The sequence below is a fragment of the Ferruginibacter paludis genome (genome assembly GCF_030409685.1).
Lineage (GTDB): Bacteria > Bacteroidota > Bacteroidia > Chitinophagales > Chitinophagaceae > Ferruginibacter > Ferruginibacter paludis.
In genome coordinates, this window is record NZ_JAUFQJ010000007.1 from 119,502 (window position 1) to 140,819 (window position 21,318).

Sequence of the window (21,318 nt, forward strand, 5' to 3'; positions counted from 1 at the left end):
GATCGCCTTAATTATTTAAGGCGATTTTTTATAGGGAATATCTTTTTCCAAAGATGCCTGTGCGTTTTTCCTGACCTTCTCTAAAATTTATGAACTCAATGCAATATAAAATTCCACCGGCTTTTGCTGCAGACAGGTTGCCCGCATTAGACGGCATCCGGGCTGTTTCCATCAGCCTGGTGCTGTTCTCCCATTTGTCAAATGCTTTTAAAGTAAATCAACAAACACATTTCATAATAGAACAAGCAGGGGTTTTGGGAGTGCATATTTTTTTTGTGATCAGTGGTTTTTTAATTACCACTTTACTGCTAAAAGAAAAGATTCATACCGGCAACATTTCCCTGAAAAATTTTTATATCAGGCGGGCATTGAGAATTTTTCCCGTGGCGTTTCTTTACCTTTTCTGCATGCTGCTTTTGAATGCCCTGCTGCACCTGAACATACCTTTAAAATGTTTTCTTGGTGCAGCTTTTTTTATGGGCAACCTGGCTTATTTCCAGGGCAACTGGTATACCGCTCACTACTGGTCGCTGTCAATTGAAGAACAATATTACCTGGTGTTTCCCTTACTGCTTAAAAAATTTACAAACAGCATAGATTGGTTACTAATTATCGCCATTTTTGGGATTGTTTTTTTTAGAGCGCTCGCCTATAGCGGCCATTTTCCTGAATGGCCATTTTTAAAATTAACTGGCTTATTGATTTATCAGAGCGATGGGGTTTTAATGGGATCGCTGCTTGCGGTGGCAGCTTTTAAAAACTGGTTACCAATTACTTTTTTTCAGAAGTATGGTGTGTACATAACTTTAATACTTCCATTTTTTATCTGGCCTTTTTATTCAAACAGGATTGGTATTGACGCTTTGAATCCGGCGATAGCAACATTGATGATAGCCCTGTTATTGCATAGTGTCATCATTGCTGAACAGACCATGTTGTTTCGCTTATTGAATAACAAATATGCAATACTGGTGGGTAAATTGTCTTTTAGTCTTTATATCTGGCAACAATTGTTGACAGGCATTGACGGAAAATTGGGCAGGTTCGCACAATTTCCCCAGAACCTTTTATTGATTGCGCTGCTTGCCTGGAGCTCATACTATTTTTTTGAAAGAAGATTTTTACGAGTAAAAAATAAATTCCACTAATGTTGTTTATCCTTTAATGTCCAACAGCCCACATGATACAATTCAATCTGCATGACCTATTTACCGTGATAAACATCACGAAGGCTGTAAATAGATTCTACATTTTTTACTTTTTAAAGGGAATCAGCATATTTTATAAAAATTATGGTTAAAGTGGGTTGATTTTCATATGTACATTGTTTAATCATAACTTAAACTGCAATGTTCAAGAGGGTGAACAAAATCAGATATATTTACTATGGTTTTTTCATAGCATACAGAGTTTAAGGCGGGTTGGATTTTTATCCGGTCCTCTTGATTTTGGCAGCAATGCTACATCTTCAAGGGTAGTAATTTCTTCAGGTTAAATTAACACAAGGATAATATTTTGATAAAGGGCTGCATCCCTGAATCGTTGTTCTTTCATATACATTTGAATATTATAAAAAATCTTTTCCTTTTATCACCGTACAGTTAATACCATTGTGATGTTTTACCTGAATTATCTTCTTGTATTTTTTTGTGTGCTAAAGCAATATCCTGATCAGCAAATGTCGCCGGTGAAAGGCTATACGCTTGTGTGGAGTGATGAATTTACAGGAAGGCAGCTCAATCTGAAGAAATGGAATCACCGTGGTGTAGGTAAAAGAGACGAATCATACATTACGGAGCAGTCAACAAAACTGGACGGAAAAGGCCACCTGGTAATGGAAGTAAAAACCAGTACCGATTCGGTACTGACAGGGATGATCTCCACCGAAAATACTTTTAAAATAAAGTATGGTTATTTTGAATGCAGGGCAAAGTTCGCCAATACCCCCGGAACAATTTCCGCCTTTTGGTTGCAGTCACCTACCATTACAGCACCGGGCAGCACACCGGATAAAAATGGCGCCGAACTGGATATTTTTGAATATTTTCCGCACTTGAACAGGGATCATGTTGCTCATACCATACACTACGGCGGCTATGGGGCAGGGCATAAAGTTGGTGGACCAGAATGGGGAACACTGTCGAAAACTGCAGATGATTTTCATACCATTGGCCTGGAGTGGACCGATACCAGTTACACAACGTATGTGGATGGCCAAAAAACTTTTTCCGGCAATCAATTGATTTCTCATGTACCTGAATTTATTGTTTTGAGCCTTGGGGTAAATCAACAGGCAGCAGGGCCGTTAAGCATAAAAAGTTTGCCCGATCATTTTATTGTTGATTATGTAAGGGTTTATACCAGGAGACCCTCAAAATAATTACTGCACTATATTGCAACAAGCAATTGTATCCCTCATGGAATAAATGGGCATGAAAAATTTGTTACGCAAAATATATGTTCACATTACCATCGTTCCATTTTACTGGTATTACAGATTTTTTTTTAACCCGAAAGCAGGGAAAAAAAATATTTTGCTTGACTTAAAAGAAAATCATTTTAAGCGATACCTGTACCTGCTGATAAAATTTTTGCACCTGCAAGGATATACCATTTACATAAATAGAAATTTTAATTTACTCTACGAATTAAAAAAAGAAAATTGTGTCTCATTTTTATTTGATGAAAAGATAGTAAATCTCGGCGTGCCTCCTTCACAAACTGAACTCATAAACCTGAACGACCAGGTACTTTCTGCGGATTATTTTTCCTCAACCTCAACAGAAAAAAATCAATCGCCAGAGAATGTTTGTTTTATTCCAATGGCACAACATCCGCTGATGTATCACGCAGGTTGGTGGAATGTTCCATTAGAAAATGTTAAAAGGAAAAGATCCCTTTTTATGGCCGGCAATTTTGATGAGCAGATATATGATACGATTAAAACGGATGATCTTTTTAGTGTACTGTCAAGAACAGATGTATATTCATTTTTGAACAGGAAAAAACTGTTGTTGCCAATTAAAAGTATGAATGATCTCCATCATTTTTTTACTGCTAATAATGATAACCAAATATTATTGCTCGATAGGCTTCAGATGGATGTTCCGATGAATGAACTCAGGGATTGGCTTTCGAAATTTGATTTTTTCTTTGCATTGCCTGGCATTACAATTCCCTTTAGCCATAATATTATTGAAGCGATGTCGGCAGGGTGTATTCCATTCATACAATGGTCTTATGCTGACATGTTTATGCCTCCGCTTTGTGATGGAAAGCAGGTAATTACTTTTGACAATTCCGATGATCTTGAAAACAAAATTGACTACCTGTTCAGTCTGGCTCCTGATGAAATTGAATTGCTCAGAAAAGGTGTGAACGAATACTATAATAATTTTTTGATTCCTTCCAGTGTAGTAGCTTCCATGGAAGCATGTGGTTTCAATAAAATTTATTTGCAAGCCGAAAGTCACAGCGTAACACTGCTGAGAAACAACGTTATTAAAGAGAACGCTTTAAAAAAATAAATCTTGCAGCTGCTGAAAGGACCACAACTTTTCTTATGAAAGGACTGGAAACTTGACTTCAATTTACTCAACAATTTTATAGTCAGTCGCAAAAGATTTTTTTAACAGTGCTATTCCTTCTGTTGGTAATTTGCGGCAGTATTGCAATAGGTTTTGCATTCCGCCAACAAAGGGAAATACCAACAGACTAATACTGAATTTACCCCATTGTTTCCGGCGAAAACTATTAAAAATGCGAATTTTATAGTACCTGGTTCTGTATTTTTTTATCCAGTTTTTTTTATCCGGTTGGTCGCTTTCTTTAAGCTTTTCGATTCTTCTCAGGCAAGCTGCTTCTATCGTGGCATAGTGCGCCATGGTAGTTAGGCCTTCTTTACCCATGGTTGAAATACCACCCTCGTGGATGCGGTAATAATACAAAGGATGATCAATAAAAAAAATATCGCCCTCTTCTTCCAGCAAATAATACAAATCCTGGTCGATGGCCTTATCAATTTGTTTGGGATAAGATATGCCCCTGGTATGTTGGTAACAAGTCTTTTTAAAAGTTGCGAAATGATGAACCCTGCCGTCATTTAACAACAGGTAAGGGGTATAGGGTGGTAGCGCTTTGACATATTCCGCAATCCTGATGATGCTTAATGCCTGGTCGCAAACATAATGATTGGAGTGTATGATACTACAGGCCGGTTGTTGGGTATGTGCCTCCACCATTGTTCTGATGGCGTCCGGATGTAGTCTGTCATCAGGGTCCAGGAAGCCCGCCAGTTCTCCGGCAGCTTTTTCAATGCATTTTCTTTTTGTAAAAGCGCAGCCCCTGTTTTTTCCGTTTCTGAAAACTTTAATTCTTGCCTCATTTTTAAAAGCGTTCACAACAGTTTCAAATTCATCTGTTGAACCATCGTCCACCAATACAATCTCCCAGTTGGTATGACTTTGACTCAACACGCTGGTAATAGACTGCTCCAAAAAACGTGCGTTGTTATAATGCGCCATTAACACCGAAAAAAGCATAAAAGATAATAATTTGTTTGTTTTGGATTGGAGTAATTGCGCCTAATTTTATCACTGAAAAGCAAATCTATCCTTTCTGCGGACAGGGCATTTCATTTGTAAAAACTTAACTTAAAAATGATAAAGCAGCCATTGGTTTATTGCATTGTGGTAACCTATAATGCCATGCGATGGATTGATAAATGTCTTCAAAGTCTTACAACAAGTTCGCACCGTCCGCAGGTTATTGTTGTAGATAATGGTTCCAAAGATTTAACCTTGTCTTTTATCCGGGATTATTATCCGATGGTCCATATAATTGAAGGGAAAAAGAATTTGGGCTTCGGCCAGGGCAACAATATCGGGTTAAAAATAGCGCTTGAAGATAAGGCAGACCATATTTTGCTGCTAAACCAGGATGCGAGAGTGGAGAAGGAAACTATTGCCAGCCTGGTAAAAGCCCAGTCGGATAATCCGCAGTTTGGTATTTTAAGTCCGTTGCATTTGAACGGTGGGGGCAGCGGTTTTGATGTTTATTTCTATGATTACCTGGTGCGGTCCGGTATATTGGACTGGCAGTTAACCGGCTTGCTGAATAATACACAGGAACATACCATTATAGATACCCCCTTTGTTAATGCGGCTGCCTGGCTCATCAGCAGAGACTGCCTGGAAAAAACAGGTGGATTTGACCCGGTTTTTATTCATTATGGGGAGGATGATCATTATGCAAACAGGGCCATTTTTAAGGGGTTTAAAATAGGCGTACTCAACACTGCCAGAATTTATCACGACCGGGAAAGACTTCCGGCCGATACAAGGCTGCCAGTACGCGATCAGATAAAAAAAGACTGGATTATTTTTTTAAACCAGGCTTGCGATATCAGGCGGCAGCATTATCGACATCTTGTGCTAAGGAGGTTGGCCAGGTATTCCCTTTTTACCATTGCCAAACTGGTAACCTTTAATACAGAAGGTGTCTTGTACAATTTTGTGATGGCGAAAAAAATTCTGTTTTCGTTTGCGAAAATAAAAAGAAGCAGGCAGGTGTCAGCCTGCGATCCATTACCTCATCTGCAGTTGAACAAAGTAAGCGATTCTTTTATTTGTAAGCCTTAACAAGCGTTTTTCTGAAGTAGGGTGGTGTAAGATCGTCAGAAATAAACAGCATGTAGCCGTCAGAAAACCAGGTATGGTAATCATTCCTTTCCAATATGGATTTAATTACACCTGCGTCTTCATAGCCGTGGTAGGTAGTAACCGCCAGTTTAAGGTGATGGCTGCCAATATAGGACTCCGCGTAATTGATTACACTCGTTTCGGAGCCTTCGATATCCATCTTTACAAAAGTAATTGCGTTGCCTTCCTCCAGTTTATTCAGCGTGATTGTTTTTTCATCATTGATACAGCCGGCAGATTTACCGATAATTCTAACTTTATCCTTCCAGGGTTCGAAGGTTTTGTGCAGTGCCTCTATCCAGCTGGTATCTGCCTCTACAATAATTAATTCTTTCACCTGATCCACTACCAGCAGGGAAAAATTTCCTTCCGCCGCTCCCAGGTCTGCCACTACTTCATTACTGCCTAGCTGCAAATCTTTGCCCAGGTAACAATGCGGTGAATCCGGATGCTGTTCTGCCAGAAGAAAAGTAAAACTTTTTTGTACATCTGCAGCATTGGTGTACCCCTTGTGGTAATACAGCTTTTTTCCATCCAGGTAAACAAAAAACATAGCCGCAGTTTCATCAAAATAAACCGGAATGGCCCGGTAGTCGTACCCAAGTATAAAGTCGTAGGGAAAGATCGCGTAATTGATTTTATCGATACCTGGATCAGCCTTAAAGCCTGAATTTAGAAAGGCCAGTTCTTTTGCATAGATGTTTCGTTCCGGATGATTGGCAAAATAGGTATTCAGGTTTTTTACCAGCATATCAAATGACTCCGCATGGTGCATGGCTGCAGCATTCAGTACCGGCACATCCGGCGCTGTTTTATAATTATTACGAAACAATTGTTTTAGTGTGTTCAGCATCCTGGTTAAATTAAATTATACTTCAACCGCTGACGGTTTTACTTTTTTATAAAAACGGATAATAGCCGGGGATCCGGAAACGACCGCATTGTCCGGGATGTTTTTAGTGACAACAGATCCTGCCGAAACGGTAACATTTTTGCCTATTTTAATTTTGGGTAAAATCAGCGAAGCGATGCCAATCAGGGAATCATCCCCAATTTCAGCATAGGCAGATATAATGGCCAGCGGGGCAATTTCGCAGTTCGTGCCGATGATGCAGGCATGGCCATACTTTGATTTTTTATTCAGTAAACTCTGGTCGCCTACAATTACACCGGGTTCCAGTTCGGCATCATTCAGTATCATAACACCCTTACCTATTTTTTTTACAAAAGGGCTGATCTTGCAGAACGGCGTAATAAAAGAAGCCTGCTTGCCACCAAGTTTTGTAAATTTTTCTGCCATTTTTTTTCTGTGACCAATATCTCCTATACACATCACAAAGGAGGTGGAAGTATTGGTAAAATACTCGACGACTTCTTCATCTGTACCGATGATTGGAAATCTTTCCTTTATAAAATCATTGCCGGTATCAACTTCACTCCAGAATACAACGTCCTGGATATTGCTGGCCAGCAAATCCTCAAATAGCTGTGCGGCAAGACCGCCTGAACCGATGAATAACATAATTAAATTTTTATAGTGATCAATAAAATGATTTTTCTTTTTTGCTTAATTATTTTGTGCCCTTAACAACAGCCTGCATATAAAATCTATTTCCTCCATGCTGAGGGTATGGTATACCGGCAGGCAAAGTACTTTCGGACTGATATTATCGCAAACCGGGGTAACACATTTCCTGACATACCGGAGATTATTAAGTGTCGGGTAAAAATATCTTCTCGGATAGATCAGGTGTCCGTTCAGCATTTCAATGGCTTTTAATATCGCTTCTTCTGATTCAAAAATTACCGGGTAGTATGAGTAATTGACATTGCTGTCCGCAGTGATTTTAATCGTCCTGAGTTTCAGGTATTTCATCCAGTATGTATATTGTTCATATTGCTTTTTTCTGCTGGCCGCATTGTCTTCAATGTATTTCAAATTCACCAGCCCCATGGCCGCATGAAACTCTGAGTTTTTGCCGTTGATACCTACTTCGGCGTAATCCGTTGGTCCGTTGTGCCCGAAGTTTCTCATGTAGGCCATTTTCTTTAACAACTCCGGATCTTTTGTAAATACAGCACCGCCTTCTATCGTGTGAAATATTTTTGTGGCGTGAAAACTGGCTGTACTGATATCTCCGTACAGGTAAACACTTTTGCCTTTGTAGGTTGTCCCAAAACAATGCGCCGCGTCATAAATTACTCTTAAACCATGCCTGTCAGCTACCTCTTGTATGGCATCAATATCACAGGGGTTACCATAGGTATGTGTGGCAATAATGGCTGAAGTGGCTGGCGTAATAGCCGCTTCAATTTTGCCCGCATCAATATTGAGTGTGGCGCTATCCACATCCACAAAAACAGGGGTGCAGCCTTCCCAGATAATGGAGGAAGTTGTAGCCACATAACTGAAAGGAGTGGTAATAATTTCACCCTTTAATTTTAATGCCTTGATAGCTATCTGCAGGGCAATGGTACCGTTGTTCAGATACAACAGGTGACCCACTCCCAGGTATTCTTTCAACCTAAGTTCCAGTTCGTTCACCAATGGGCCATTATTGGTAAGCCAGTTCCGCTCCCAGATTTGGTCAATGTACCGCTGGTACTCGTGGGCAGGTGGTAGAAATGGTTTGGTTACATTGATCATGGCGCGGGAATTAGAAAACGGGAGTTTGCTGATGAATTATTTTTTCGTTTATGCAGCCGGTAACTGCCTGCTTGTTCTTATACCTGCCATGCCACATGATAACAAACACATACTTTCCCATGGAAAGAAAGCGCCTGATTGTAAAATACCTGCAACAGGAAAACCGCAGATAGTAAAGGATTATTTTTGGATAACTATAGTTGAGCTGAAATAATCTTTCCAGGAAAACCTGCAGTGACTTCCAGTGATAAAAGTTAAACTCTGCAGGGGTTAAAGGATATACAGAAACGGGCAATTGTTTTTTCCATTTCCGGCTGATAACAACAGCGCTTTCTACCCATTTGTTATCAGGCTTTCCTTCTGAAAAATGATGCACTACCACGTCGAACATAACGGCTACCTCAAAATAACAAAATACCTGCAGGGAATAGTCTATGTCGTAACCGTGAAAACCTTTCAGATTCACTTCATCAAATTTCAACTGGGCAAAAATTTCTTTTCTGGTACACAGCAATACCCCGTCCAGTGTAACCGCTTTCTTTTTTGTTCCCGGAAGGTTGTTATATGTTTCTACTATATGCCTTGCTTCCCTTTTTTTTTCTGTATGCTGTATGATATTTATTTCGTTTGATTTAAAGGAGGATGACCAGCTGGAAGGAACAAGTCCTTTGCTGTCCCCGCCGGCAATGCCCAGCAAACCTGTTTTAGGTTGCCTAAAATGCTGTACAATAAGTAACCCCCAGTTGCTGGTTTCAAATAAAATATCCTCATGCATAAAACATAGTATGGGGTACCTGGCCGTTGCTCCCCCCTTGTTGTATACCGAGCAAATGCCTTCTTTTTTACTGGAATTATCAATAGCAATGATCTCATATTCAATTCCAATAGTTTCGGCAATATTCTGGCGCAGCTGCCCCAGCAGTTTGCTATTTACAGAACAGATGATTATAGACATCATACAAATAATTTATCCTGGTTAATACGTTTATATTGTATCAACAAAATCCTTTTCTACCGAATTAAATACCAAGATGCCAACAAGCAATAATATCATCATACAGCTTGCATCGTAGGTCAGCAGCTGCCAGCTGAAATAACCTTTACCAGTAAAACCAAAACGAAAGGCTTCGATAATGCCCGTGACAGGATTGGCTAAGATAACTTTCTTATATCCGGAATCTGCAATACCCTCTACCGGAAAAAGCACAGGCGATATAAACATTATCAGCTGCACACCAAAAGTAATCAGGTGTACAAAATCTTTGTACTTTGTAGTTAGTGATGAAATAATGATGCCGCTGCCTAGCCCCAAACCTGCGATTAAAATTATCAATACGGGTATAAGCGGTAAGTAAATGTTTGGATGCATATCATGGCCTGTGACCAGGTAATAAACGTAAACTGCAATGAACAAAAGAAATTGAATGCCGAATTTTACAAGATTGGTTAATACAAGTGACAGGGGAATAATTAAACGGGGAAAATAAACCTTGGAAAAGATGGGGGTACTGTCTTTAAAAAAAGTGGCTGTTTTAGTAATGCATTCAGCGAAGTAACTCCAGATAACGATGCCACTTAAATAAAATATAACAGGTGGCAAACCAGTAGTAGAAAATTTGCCGATGCGGGAAAAGATAAAAACAAAAGTAATGGTTGTTAAAACCGGCTGCAGTACAAACCATATCGGGCCGAGGATAGTTTGTTTATAAATTGAAAGAATATCCCGTCGCATCCAGATGATCAGTAAGTCTCTGTAGTCCCAGATCTCCTTGTAATTTAGCGTCCACAAATTGCTTTTGTTGGTAATCACTTCCCGCCACTTTTTATCCGTATGAGTTGGATGATTCATTACACCGTTTTGCTGCAAGTTTAGAATATTATTGAGGATTTAGTGTGCCCGCCGGGTTGATTTAATAATATGATATTATTGGCGGTGCAGGAGGGTTTGCGAAAAGAGAAAAGTCAATCGCTTCAATAAAAGAATGATCTCTTCGAATCGTAATTTTGATACTGACGACTACCATTTTTACCAATGTTATTTTAGCAACTGGCTGTCTGCCAGGAGGGGTGGCTGCCTGGTAAGCTGATAGGCATGCGGTGCCAGGTTTGGACGATTATTATGCATCCTTTTCCTGTGAAAGAAGGATAAAATGGCATTGCAGGCCAGTACCAGTGCAGCTATAATTACAAAGAGTATTTCTGTTCTGAATGGGAGGATAAGTACAGCCAACAGGGCAAGCACATTTACCAGCAATAATATGCCGGTTGATTGTAAATGGCTGAATCCAAGGTCGAGCAAACGGTGATGAATGTGATTGCGGTCTGCGGCAAAGGGAGACTTTTTTTGCAGAAGTCTTAGTACAAAGATTCTCAGGGTGTCGAATACCGGTATGATCAAAAGACCTAAAACAATGGCCGGCGCCTTGGTGGATACAGCATGTTTGGCAAATAGTGTCGGCTGAGTCAATTCCATAAAATTGATGGAGAGCAGGGCTGTTATAAATCCCAAAAACATAGAGCCTGTATCACCCATAAATATTTTTGCCGGCGTACGGTTGAATAACAGAAAGCCGCCAAGGCACCCCGCCGTTGCCACTGCTATAAACATAAATCCTGTTTGCTGCATTTCCCAAAAGTAAAAACTAAAACAAATGCTTACAAGCAGGCCAATACCCCCTGCCAGACAATCGATGCCGTCTATCAGGTTAAATGCGTTTATCAGAAAGACGATAAACACGCTGGAGAAAACAATACTGAAAGCATAAGGCAAAACGGTGATGCCGAGAAAGCCATTCAGATTGGTGATGCGGCAGCCCGCGAGCATGGTGATGATTAATGCAACTGCCAGCTGGGTAATAATTTTTTTTGTTGGATTGACTCCGACCAGGTCATCGGTGGTGCCCAGAATGAAAAGCACCAGCGATACAAAAATCAGGTAATTGATTTTTGGAATGGTTACATAAGATAGAAACAGGGAGGATGTAAAAACGAGCGCCGCACATATAGCAATGCCGCCAAGGTTGGGCGTTTTGGTTAAATGAATTTTGCGTACTTCGGAAGGCTCATCAAATAAATGTTTCTTATGGGCGATGTAAATTATTTTCCGGATGGAATAACAAACCAGTAAAAAATTGGCAACAAATATGAAGGAGGCGAACAAAATGGTCATGGTATAAGTTTAAGTAAAGCTACCCTGCAGCTGTTTAGAAATTTAGTTTGGGGCATTATGATTGGATTAATTTTTAGCCCTGTTTCTATACACTATTGTGTGTTGTTAAAGCAAAGACGCCTGCCGGGATCATGAAGCACATGGCATTACACCTCCTGCAGATAACTGCTTACAACAGATGCGGCATGGTTGTGCATCAGGAAACCGGTAACTGATTTTTTAATTCCACATTGCATTGCCTTGTCACGCATGACCCCGGCAATGGTGTCAACATCTTCTGTGATAATACCGGTAAGGAAAAAGCCCGTTTTACCTTCGCTTACAATTTCACCGACTGCATTCGTATTACAGGTGAAAACAATTTTTCCTTTTTTTAGATTATACAAAATACTACCACTGAAAGGCATAAAGAATTTGTAAGCTTTAAAAGGCAGCAGAGAAAAAGTAGCCTGCCCAAACATCTCATCCAATACTTCATCCGCCACATAGCCGGTAAAGTGTACATTGACTGTATATTTTTTCATTAACTGGTGAAGGAATTCCTGTTCCTTTCCAATTGCCTTTCCTACAACGTAAAATTGGCTGTCCGGATAAATATTCAGCAATTGCTGATGCAGCTGCAGTGCATATTCAATCCCTTTATTTCTTCCTATAAATCCCAGGTAAATAAAATTGTTGTTAGCTGTATCGCTATGGTTGATTTCTGCAGTGTCAATCACATGCGGCAAAAAATGGATGTTATCCAGCTGGTACCTCGATTGCATTAAAACCAGGGCCTTCAGTGATAAAACATAAATACGCTTTATTTTTTTAAGATAGGGTGCTGCGGAGGTAAACTGATTAATGTAGATATCGTAAAATTTGGATAGCTTATTTAAAAAGGGATTACTGAATGTATGAAAGGGATACTTTAACAATGGTGCATCATGCAGGGTTACTGCGATGTTTTTATAACCGGAGTCCAGCATTGCCATCAAAATGCCTATCTCCTTTGTTTGAAAAATACCGATCTCAATGTGCACATGATCTGCAGGTAAAATGGTCTCAAAAAGAGAAAGCAGATTTTCACTGCTGTCTGTCAGAACATAGCCTTTTTGCTTTAACACGAGTGCATAAAAATCTCCCGAATATTTGCAGATACCCGACTGCCCCCTGACTGAACTGATGTAATATTTTTTCATTTACTGAGTTGGGACAAGCCGTTGGTTTCGACAGAAAGGTGCTTCTTCGTGCCGGTATTTTGCAGGGCATGATAGTTGCCTTCCGTGATTTTTGAAATATGTACTTTCATTCCAGGATAGCTTTTTCTCATATCCAGCAGCTGCTTGATATAGGCCATATTCCAGTGAAAATATATACCCCGGCCATATTTTTTAGGGGGAACACAGGAATATTTTATCAGCCTCACTATACTCAGCAGCAGGTGAAAATTCCAGTTTTTTATATGCCTGTGAAAAAAGCGGTGACTGATATAGGCGTAGTAAAGATTGCGAACCGGCCCGTCTTTGCCGAATGCGATAAATAATTTTTTAAGGTAGTCAAACGTCAACCGTTCCTTTGGCAGGTAATGGTAAAACTTTAGTTCATCGGAGCAGGCCAGTTTATATCCCAATAAAACAAATGCATAGGTTAATTCGGTATCGCCCGACGAACTTAGTTTTTTTCCTATGCGGTCCTTAAGCAGCGGATCAAAGCCTTCCTGGAATAATTGTTCGTATACCTGTTTGCGTACAGCCAGTCCAGCTCCATACAAATTCAGCATCTGGCCATTCTCGCTGTTAATTTCCTGTGACCCCAGGGCAAAGGCTTCAGCATAGGCATAAAACCAGAAAGGTTCAGCAGTTTCAAAAACCGGAACGCCCATTCCTCCGCAGGCTGCAATGGTTTCATCACCATCCAGCATATCAAATACGCCCTGGACGTAGTTTTCGGTTAACCAGTTATCGTCATCGCAAAACAGCACAAATGAATAGGCAGCTTCCTTAACACCACGGATCCTTGCATTGCCCAAACCGGCCACGGGCTCATAGATAATTTTTATATCGCTACTGGTCTCCAGTTCCTGCCAGATTTCAGCTGCTGCTACCGATGTGTTATCGGTTGAAGCATTGTCTACCAAAATCACTTCCCGGGAAAGATTTGGGTCACACTGCTGTTTAGCAACAGCCTGCAGTGTTTTATGAAGCCGGGCGGCACTATTATAACAACAAATAATTATTGAAATACCCTTTATATTCTTGCTCATTAGTCAACTGAAATAATATGTTGCTGTACCTGGTTTTTTTGTTCTGCAGATTTGATCTGTGGTATGAAGGAATTATAGTTGATGTACCTGTTGATCAGCAAGCGGTTTTGATCCCTGAACCAACCCCATTTATTAAAATATTTTACAGAAGAAGTCAGGTGGTGGAGCATGAGTTTAAAACTTTTGTAGGAAGCTTTGCTGTACCCGTGCGTGATCGTCTCCAGTGGGTAATATACGGTACGGTAATATTTATTTATTCTCCGGCTGAGATCTGTGTCTTCCAGGTACATGAAATATTGTTCATCGAATACACCGATTGTTTCAAAAACAGCAGTCCGGATAAACATAAAACAGCCGGACAAATTTGGCACTTCCATAATGTTGTTATAATCCTTATGCCTTAGTTCATATTGCTCAAGTAATTTTTTTACAGCAAACTTGACGGGGCCGGGAAAAAAGCGCCTGAGAAATAAATCAGCAGGGGAGGGGAGCTGCTTGCAGAGGTATTGAGTGAGTCCGTTGCGGTATAATACTTTTGGCATTACCAACCCCACATTCGCATTTTGCTGCATAAATTCATACAGGCCATCCAGTGTTGATGGATTAAACTCAATGTCCGGATTCAGGATGATGTGGTATTGTGAACGTCCCTGCACCTTTCTGATAGCAATATTGTGTCCGGCACCGTATCCTACATTTTTACCTGTATGGATGTATTCAATCTGGGGAGAAAGAAACTGAAACCTCGCACTATCATCAGCAGAATTATCAATCAGGTACAATCTTATTTTCTTTGAACAGCTTAAGAAACTTTCAATGGCTTTGCGTAGTTCTTCAGCTGGATTATGAAAAATGACGATGGAGCAACTTATTTCAAGCATTACAGTTGGTTTAATTATTTATAGAAAAATTATCAATGATATTGTTGAATGAACCGGCCATTTTTTTCCATGAAAACTTTTTAGCCTGATCCAGTCCTTTTTGCTTCAGTTCACTGTGAAGGTTGTCGTCCATAATGAGCAACTGCATGGATGCAGTCAATGAAAATTGATCCGTCGGATTAAAATACAAAACAGCATCACCACAAACCTCAGGCATGGATGAGGTATTGGAGCTAATCACCGGACAGCCGCTAGCCATTGCCTCCAGCAGCGGTATACCAAAACCTTCATATAAACTTGGAAAGATCAGCGTATGTGCCTCCCGGTAAAGGGACGGCATCAGTTCAACGGGAACATAGCCGACAAAGTGGATGCAGCTATCCAGGTCCAGTCCGTGTACATATGCTTTCAAAACTTCCAAATACTTTTCTTTCCCTCCCGCAATAACAAGCGGGTGCTTCTTTTTGCAGGCGGTGTTCATCGCATTGTAAGCATCTATGAGTAGTTCAAAATTTTTGTGCGGATAGGTTGGCCCAACTGCCAGCAGATAATTTCTTACACCATACTGACTATAAATAATGAGTTTTTTTTCTGCTACAGGAAAATAGATGTCATCATCATAGCCGTTATAAATCACCTTAATTTTTTCCTCCGGACATTTAAAGAAATGAATGATATCACGTTTGGTATTTTCTGAAACTGCGATAATGAGCCTGGCTCTCTTTATCAAAGCAGGTAGCAGGTATTTAAAATAAAAACGCTGATGTGAACTGATGTTTTGAAAACGCAGCGACAGCAGATCATGAATAACGATTACCTGGTTGTTTAATAAAAAGCTTCCATGCGTCGTGGGGCTTATCAGTATATCAAATTTGCGTGCCTGTAAAGGATAGTAAAAAGTATTCCAGGTAAATCTGCAAAAAGCCGCCAGCTTACCGTATTTGGTTGATTGTAGCCAATCCGAAAGTTTTATAGTTTTTATATTTTTATTCAGCGAGGTATTTGTCGGCGTGAAAACCGTTATTTTTTTGCGGGTTTCATTTATGACGAGGCTGGAAAGATTATTGATTAGATTGAAGGAATACACGCCCACACCAGTAGGTTTTTCATCCAGCATAGAGCCATTCATTCCTATCAAGATATTGTTGTCGGCCATTTTTGGTGGTGTTAAGAAATCATTATCACAGCAATAAAAAATACAGCCATCACGTTTTATCGGGCAAGTGCGGATGTTCCGCCACAGTTGCCTGACAGTAATTAAAAGCGTTGTCTTTCAAAAAATAGTTGGGTGGGATTCTCTCAGATCATTTGCACAAAATTCTTCAAATTTTTATTTCGCAGCTAAATTCAAATCTTCATTTTACCTAATTGTTAACTAACTGTTACCAATTCGTTTTTCAGTCAAAAAGCGCCAGATAATATCAGGAGAAAGATTTTATTTGTATAAACCAACTGCTGATGTTTTCGGCTAAAAAAAATTGGACAGTAGTCAATATCACGGGCTTTGATACCAGGGTTATGAAAAAGAATATGGCATTTACGTTGTTTTTATTATGGACATTTAATCTGAGTGTTGCCCAGCAAGGCGGCCACGTTGGTATACCTCAATGGAGTTTCAGTGTGGGTGCCGGTGCAGGAAAATCGGTTGTTCAGGATAGAAGATTTACTGCGCTCTCTTTTGACGGCACAACGGTTGCAGGCTTTGCTGCTGCTGGTTATGTCAAAAATAAAGCAAGTCATCAGTTAGAATGCTCCTTTACAAAGGGCAACCTTCAAACAGCAGACAAGCAGAACACTTTACGCAACAGCCACTTCACTGCTGACTATACAAATCTTTACCAACTTGGTAACAGCGAACGTCCGTTTATTTATAAGGCTGGTATTTGTGTAAACGTACTTTATAATGGCAGGTCTTTTGGTGGCTTTATCAATAATAATACTTCATTCGATTTTGCCACCTCGCTTGGTGCGGCTGCAACGGTTCTGTATGTTATCGGCGATCCTTCAGCCGGCTTTTCAATAAAGGAACGCATCAGCATCCCGGTTGTGTCTGCCATAGTACAACCTTCATTCGGTAGTAACAGTGCATCAGCCAGTTCAGAAAAAGCCGGTTTTTCACCCGGCGATATTTTTAGTCAAAGCAGGATTCAAAGTTTTAATTCGTTTCTAAGATTAATAAATATGCTCGGCGTGGAAAAAATGCTGGCGGACAGACACCAGCTTGCATTGAATTATACCTGGGACTACTGCCATTTTTCGGGTGGCAGGAAGGTGCTACAAGCCAATCACACAATTGTTTTATCCTATAGTTTTATACTTTAAAGATGAGAAGCATAATAAAGGAAAGTGGAAAGCAGATTAAACTGCCTGCATTGTTATTGGTGCTGTTTTTTTTGGGAGGATGTGAAAAAGCCCTGGACCTAAAACCAGTTAAAAGCAATCCTGTATTGGTTTTTGAAGAAGCATGGAAGGTAATGGACGAACAATACGCCTTGTTTTCAGTAAAAGGAATTGATTGGAAAAGCACCTATCAAACCTATAGGGTACAGGTGACCGAAGAGATGACAGATGCAGCTTTGTTTACAGTGATCGATCATATGCTGGAAACATTGAAGGATGGCCATGTATCCCTTATGTCTGCTTCCGACACCGCCACCTATGATGGATTTTTTACGCTCTATTCCACCAATTTTAATTACAAGAATATAGTTACCAGTTATCTGAAAAATGACTTTAAAGTTAGCGGCCCTGTGATCTATAAAACAGTAAACAATGTTGGATACATCTATTATGCCTCTTTTAAAAATGATATTACTGAATCAGAGGCCGACCAGGTAATGAATGAAATGAGTAGTACAAAGGGAATTATTTTTGATGTCAGAAATAATACGGGAGGCAGATCTGCCAATGCTGAAAAATTTGTACGTCGCTTCCTCGGTGAAAAAACATTGGTTAAATATGAGCAGATAAAAAATGGAAGCGGTCACGAAAATTTTTCGGATGCCGCTCCTTATTTTCTTTCGGGCAACAGCACACCTTATACAAAACCTGTGTGTGTGTTAACCAACAGGGCCAGCTTCAGTGCCTGCAATGATTTTGTACTATTTATGTCGGTATTGCCAAATGTAAAAGTTGTAGGCGATCAAACCGGCGGTGGTGGAGGGTTTCCGAACGACTATGTATTATTGAACGGGTGGAAATTGCAGTACACGGCGACGAAAACACTGGATATAAATAAACACCCTGTTGAAAACGGCATCACGCCGGATGTAAATATTGGCATAACCTTGCTGGAGGAATCAGGCGGCAAGGACCCTATTCTGGAGAAAGCATATGCATTGCTTCAATAAACCGCTTTTTTTTTGCGTCCATACCAGCCTGCGCAAATCTTCATAATTACATAATACTTTGGTAACATTCAAATGCGGGTGTTACTCTACTTTCGCCCGGTGCTGAATAAACACCATTGAAACAGTAAACTACTTGTTTCAAAACAGGCATGCATGTTTAACGGTACGCTGTAATCGTTGGGACGGTATCACCTGTTTAAAATGAATTCATTGTTATGAGAATATTCTTTTTAAAAATAATAGCGGAGCTAACGTCATCTCTTTTTTCTTTCAGTTGCTTTTTATTGTTATTCTCCGTCACTGCTGCTGCGCAGCCGGCCAATGGCTTTTTAAAAGGAAGGGTAATGGATGGCTCCAGCGGAAGATACCTGTCCGGCGTCACCATTCAGCAGGAAAAGAATGCATTCAACACCATGAGCACAGCAGATGGAAGTTATTTGCTGGTGGTGAAAAAAGGAAAGTACACATTGATTTGCAAAAGCAACGGTTTTCAAACGAAGGTGATAACTGATTGTGCAGTAATTGCCGGAACTTCTACCTATCTGGATATAACGCTGTTTCCACTGGCTAAAATTGAACATCCTGGAATAAAGAAGCAAGCAATGAAAGATTCAGTTCCTCCAGGGGATGCTGTTGCACACTCCAGTTTTTATAAGGAGAATATTATTGCCTCTAAAAAAAGCTTGCCCCGGTCGGGTGTGTTATATGATGCAGTGACGGAAAAGAATATTGGCACAGGAACTGACAGAAATGGGGTGCAACTGTTAAAACGTTTACAGGGTGTGATTGTACAGGATTATGCTGGCAACAATCTGCAATCAATTACCGTAGCGGGTATGGGGGACAGGTACAACCAGGTTCTGTTAAACGGTATGTCATTAACATCCTTTGATCCGATCCGCAAGGCTTATCCGTTGGATTTGCTGCCAGCGGATGCTTACAGTGAAGTAAAGGTACATACAATTGCAGACGGAACTTATTCAGCAGATTTCGCTGGTGGTACGACGGAAATAAAGACCAGGGATTTACCTGATCAGTCATTTTTTTATATGCAGGCTGGGGGCGGTTTTTCCGACTTATCCCGTAGAAGAGATTTTTTAAACGACCAAAAAGGCAAGGCGCAATGGTTGAGTCTGCCGGGTAATATCAGAGATCTGCCGGCAGCATTTCCGACGCCAAAATCCCAGGCTTCATTTAACGGTAAAAATGTACAGGAGCAGGTGGACCTTTCCAGACGTTTGAAAAATAATCTTGCCGCTTTCAATTACGGAAATACAAAGCCGGATGCGCAACTGACTATTGGATTTGGAAAAATAATCAGGTTAAAACAAAACAAAAAGATTGGTATCCTGGGCTACCTGTCGCAATCAAGACGGCAATTGATTGAAGAATCGGTGACCCAGGTTTTACCTGATGTAACTGGCAATTCATTTCCATTTAATGCAACAACAGAATTAATTGCTTCTCAGTCCAGTGATATCAACTACCGATACCTGTCTCATCTTGCAGGCTTACTGAATGCCACTTTTTTGTCTGGCACCGCTAAAATTTCCTTTAAAAATTATTTTGGCAGCGAGTTCAGCAACACCTATACGCAACGTACGCAGGTACATAAAGCAGATGAAGACAGCCTCGCACATGATGCGTTTAATTATTCTACAACGCAGAGAAGATTCCTGGTAAGTCAGTTGACCGGCGAGCATGTTTTAAGCACTAATGGAAAGCTGAAGCTGAACTGGCTTGCCGGATACCAATATTTAAGACAAGAAAATCCGGATGAAAGAAATTTACTGGTGCGCCACGATGCAGCTTACAGGGATCATTATGAGCTGGCACAAACAGTAAAATCTGCCTTTAACCCAACCGTACTTAACCCCGATTTGTCTGATCCTAATTTGACCAGGAACAGCCGGCTATGGCGAAATTATACTGACAATAATTTTGAGGGATCAATCAGCATTCAATCTGCTTTTAATTTCCTGCATCTGCCACAGGTAATTACCGGTGGTGTGGATATTAAAAGCACGAACCGGGTTTTTACAAGTACGCTGCTGCAGGTATCAGGCAATGGCTCTTACAGAATTGATAGCCTGCTGGCACCTGAAAGATACTATCCCGGGGGTTTAACTATAACGAATTATTATACCAATTTTGGCGGCAGTTATTCCAATGTGTATGCCAATAACAGGGCTAACTATTCAGCTTCCGGCAGCTTTGGAGCGGCCTATTTCCATCTTGAAAATGAGCTAACGGAGCGACTTGCCACAGACTGGAGTATACGGGTGGAATCTTCATCCCAGCTGGTTTCAGCAGCAGAATACGATTATGTGACGGGCTTTAAAAATCCAAGGTTTAACCCGCTGGATAAAAATACGTTTGTAAGCTATATCAACGTTTTACCATCTTTGTTAGTGCGGTACGAAATAGAAAAGCATCTCTTGCTGCATGCCGGTTATTTCAAAACGCTTAACAGGCCTATGCTGCAGGAGCTCACTGGCTATAAATATTACGACCCGGTTACCTTCACGGTGAAAACAGGGAATTCAATTCTACAGAGCACGGAAATTGCTAATTATGACGCCGGAATTAACTGGTCATCTGGCAATGGAATTACCATTGGAGCCTCGGGATTTTATAAGCGCATTGATCAGCCAATAGAGTATATTTTATCGTCTTACACAGCCGGCACCGTCATGATGAAACCTCATAATACTGCACCCGCGACTGTGCAGGGTATTGATGCATCCTTAAAAATACAATTGAATAAAGCAACCAACGCTGGCTGGTTACAATACCTGGCTGTTTTTGCAAATGCCACCTGGCTGAAATCAAAGGTAGATGCGGGGCCGGTAAGGTTGTTGTCGCAGCCTTTTCCGGAACACACGCTATCGGGAAGCCCCGCTTATACATACAAGGCAGGTATCGTTCTGCAAAAGCCACACATACCGGAAGTAACGATACTGTTTAATCAAACGGGTGGCTACATTTCGGTGTTAGGCTCGGGTAAACTTGCGTCTCACGATAATGGAAACGAGGTTGCCGCCATACCGGACTACAGAATAAAAGGTAAGCGCCAATTGGATATGCAGGTAAGCCAAAAAATATGGAGATCCAGGATGCAAGTGATTGCAGGTGTAACCAATGTTTTAGACAATCCTTACATTATGTACCAGGATTTAAACGGCAATAAAAAATTTGATGCGCCATTGGTTTTAACGGCCATCGGCAACAATGGAGGTTATTATCAGAGCGGAACCGACAACACTATTATTTCAATACAGTCCCAGCGTACTGTTTATTTGTCATTATCTTATTTATTCAGATAAC

Annotated in this window: 18 protein-coding genes; 7 read left to right on the plus strand and 11 right to left on the minus strand. The window is 40.5% G+C overall.

Annotated features, from left to right (window positions below):
- Positions 1 to 98 precede the first annotated feature (98 nt).
- From QWZ08_RS14030 to QWZ08_RS14040, 3 genes are all read left to right on the plus strand, one after another.
- Positions 99 to 1,148: an acyltransferase family protein gene (locus QWZ08_RS14030; RefSeq protein WP_290338073.1), complete on the plus strand. Its 1,050-nt coding sequence runs from the start codon at positions 99 to 101 to the stop codon at positions 1,146 to 1,148.
- Positions 1,149 to 1,615: 467 nt separating this feature from the next.
- Entirely contained in the window at positions 1,616 to 2,380 is a 765-nt protein-coding gene (locus QWZ08_RS14035) for a glycoside hydrolase family 16 protein (protein WP_290338074.1), read from the plus strand.
- A 52-nt stretch (positions 2,381 to 2,432) separates the two neighbouring features.
- Positions 2,433 to 3,527 (plus strand): hypothetical protein, encoded by a 1,095-nt coding sequence (locus tag QWZ08_RS14040; protein ID WP_290338075.1) that lies wholly within the window; start codon positions 2,433 to 2,435, stop codon positions 3,525 to 3,527.
- A 63-nt stretch (positions 3,528 to 3,590) separates the two neighbouring features.
- Here the strand turns inward: QWZ08_RS14040 and QWZ08_RS14045 are convergent, their stop codons facing one another.
- Positions 3,591 to 4,541, minus strand: coding sequence for a glycosyltransferase (locus QWZ08_RS14045; protein WP_290338076.1), 951 nt, complete (start codon positions 4,539 to 4,541; stop codon positions 3,591 to 3,593).
- Positions 4,542 to 4,658: 117 nt separating this feature from the next.
- Between QWZ08_RS14045 and QWZ08_RS14050 the strand changes: the two genes are divergently transcribed.
- The gene (locus QWZ08_RS14050) at positions 4,659 to 5,639 is read left to right on the plus strand and encodes a glycosyltransferase family 2 protein (RefSeq protein ID WP_290338077.1); all 981 of its coding nucleotides are present in this window, start codon (positions 4,659 to 4,661) and stop codon (positions 5,637 to 5,639) included.
- Here the strand turns inward: QWZ08_RS14050 and QWZ08_RS14055 are convergent.
- The 10 genes from QWZ08_RS14055 to QWZ08_RS14100 form a co-directional block, all read right to left on the minus strand.
- Positions 5,623 to 6,552, minus strand: coding sequence for a hypothetical protein (locus QWZ08_RS14055; protein ID WP_290338078.1), 930 nt, complete (start codon positions 6,550 to 6,552; stop codon positions 5,623 to 5,625). The genes QWZ08_RS14050 and QWZ08_RS14055 overlap by 17 nt on opposite strands.
- A gap of 15 nt (positions 6,553 to 6,567) precedes the next feature.
- Positions 6,568 to 7,221: a DapH/DapD/GlmU-related protein gene (locus tag QWZ08_RS14060; protein WP_290338079.1), complete on the minus strand. Its 654-nt coding sequence runs from the start codon at positions 7,219 to 7,221 to the stop codon at positions 6,568 to 6,570.
- A 45-nt stretch (positions 7,222 to 7,266) separates the two neighbouring features.
- Complete coding sequence (locus QWZ08_RS14065; protein ID WP_290338080.1) at positions 7,267 to 8,346, minus strand: DegT/DnrJ/EryC1/StrS family aminotransferase; 1,080 nt, start codon at positions 8,344 to 8,346, stop codon at positions 7,267 to 7,269.
- A gap of 10 nt (positions 8,347 to 8,356) precedes the next feature.
- Entirely contained in the window at positions 8,357 to 9,304 is a 948-nt protein-coding gene (locus QWZ08_RS14070; RefSeq protein WP_290338081.1) for a glycosyltransferase, read from the minus strand.
- A 27-nt stretch (positions 9,305 to 9,331) separates the two neighbouring features.
- Entirely contained in the window at positions 9,332 to 10,195 is an 864-nt protein-coding gene (locus tag QWZ08_RS14075; RefSeq protein WP_290338082.1) for an ABC transporter permease, read from the minus strand.
- Positions 10,196 to 10,381: 186 nt separating this feature from the next.
- Positions 10,382 to 11,515, minus strand: a complete 1,134-nt coding sequence (locus QWZ08_RS14080) for an MraY family glycosyltransferase (RefSeq protein WP_290338083.1) — start codon at positions 11,513 to 11,515, stop codon at positions 10,382 to 10,384.
- 146 nt (positions 11,516 to 11,661) lie between these two features.
- Positions 11,662 to 12,696, minus strand: coding sequence for a glycosyltransferase (locus tag QWZ08_RS14085; RefSeq protein ID WP_290338084.1), 1,035 nt, complete (start codon positions 12,694 to 12,696; stop codon positions 11,662 to 11,664).
- Positions 12,693 to 13,760: a glycosyltransferase gene (locus QWZ08_RS14090; RefSeq protein ID WP_290338085.1), complete on the minus strand. Its 1,068-nt coding sequence runs from the start codon at positions 13,758 to 13,760 to the stop codon at positions 12,693 to 12,695. Before QWZ08_RS14090 ends, QWZ08_RS14085 begins: the two co-directional genes overlap by 4 nt.
- Positions 13,760 to 14,641: a glycosyltransferase family 2 protein gene (locus QWZ08_RS14095; protein ID WP_290338086.1), complete on the minus strand. Its 882-nt coding sequence runs from the start codon at positions 14,639 to 14,641 to the stop codon at positions 13,760 to 13,762. Before QWZ08_RS14095 ends, QWZ08_RS14090 begins: the two co-directional genes overlap by 1 nt.
- A gap of 10 nt (positions 14,642 to 14,651) precedes the next feature.
- Positions 14,652 to 15,797: a glycosyltransferase family 4 protein gene (locus QWZ08_RS14100; RefSeq protein WP_290338087.1), complete on the minus strand. Its 1,146-nt coding sequence runs from the start codon at positions 15,795 to 15,797 to the stop codon at positions 14,652 to 14,654.
- Positions 15,798 to 16,099: 302 nt separating this feature from the next.
- Between QWZ08_RS14100 and QWZ08_RS14105 the strand changes: the two genes are divergently transcribed.
- The 3 genes from QWZ08_RS14105 to QWZ08_RS14115 all read left to right on the plus strand — a co-directional run bounded on the left by QWZ08_RS14105 (position 16,100) and on the right by QWZ08_RS14115 (position 21,317).
- On the plus strand, positions 16,100 to 16,963 hold the full coding sequence (locus tag QWZ08_RS14105) for a hypothetical protein (protein WP_290338088.1): 864 nt from the start codon (positions 16,100 to 16,102) through the stop codon (positions 16,961 to 16,963).
- Between the two features lie 2 nt (positions 16,964 to 16,965).
- Positions 16,966 to 17,991, plus strand: coding sequence for a S41 family peptidase (locus tag QWZ08_RS14110; RefSeq protein ID WP_290338089.1), 1,026 nt, complete (start codon positions 16,966 to 16,968; stop codon positions 17,989 to 17,991).
- A gap of 215 nt (positions 17,992 to 18,206) precedes the next feature.
- Positions 18,207 to 21,317: a TonB-dependent receptor gene (locus QWZ08_RS14115; RefSeq protein WP_290338090.1), complete on the plus strand. Its 3,111-nt coding sequence runs from the start codon at positions 18,207 to 18,209 to the stop codon at positions 21,315 to 21,317.
- The last annotated feature ends 1 nt before the right edge of the window (position 21,318 follow it).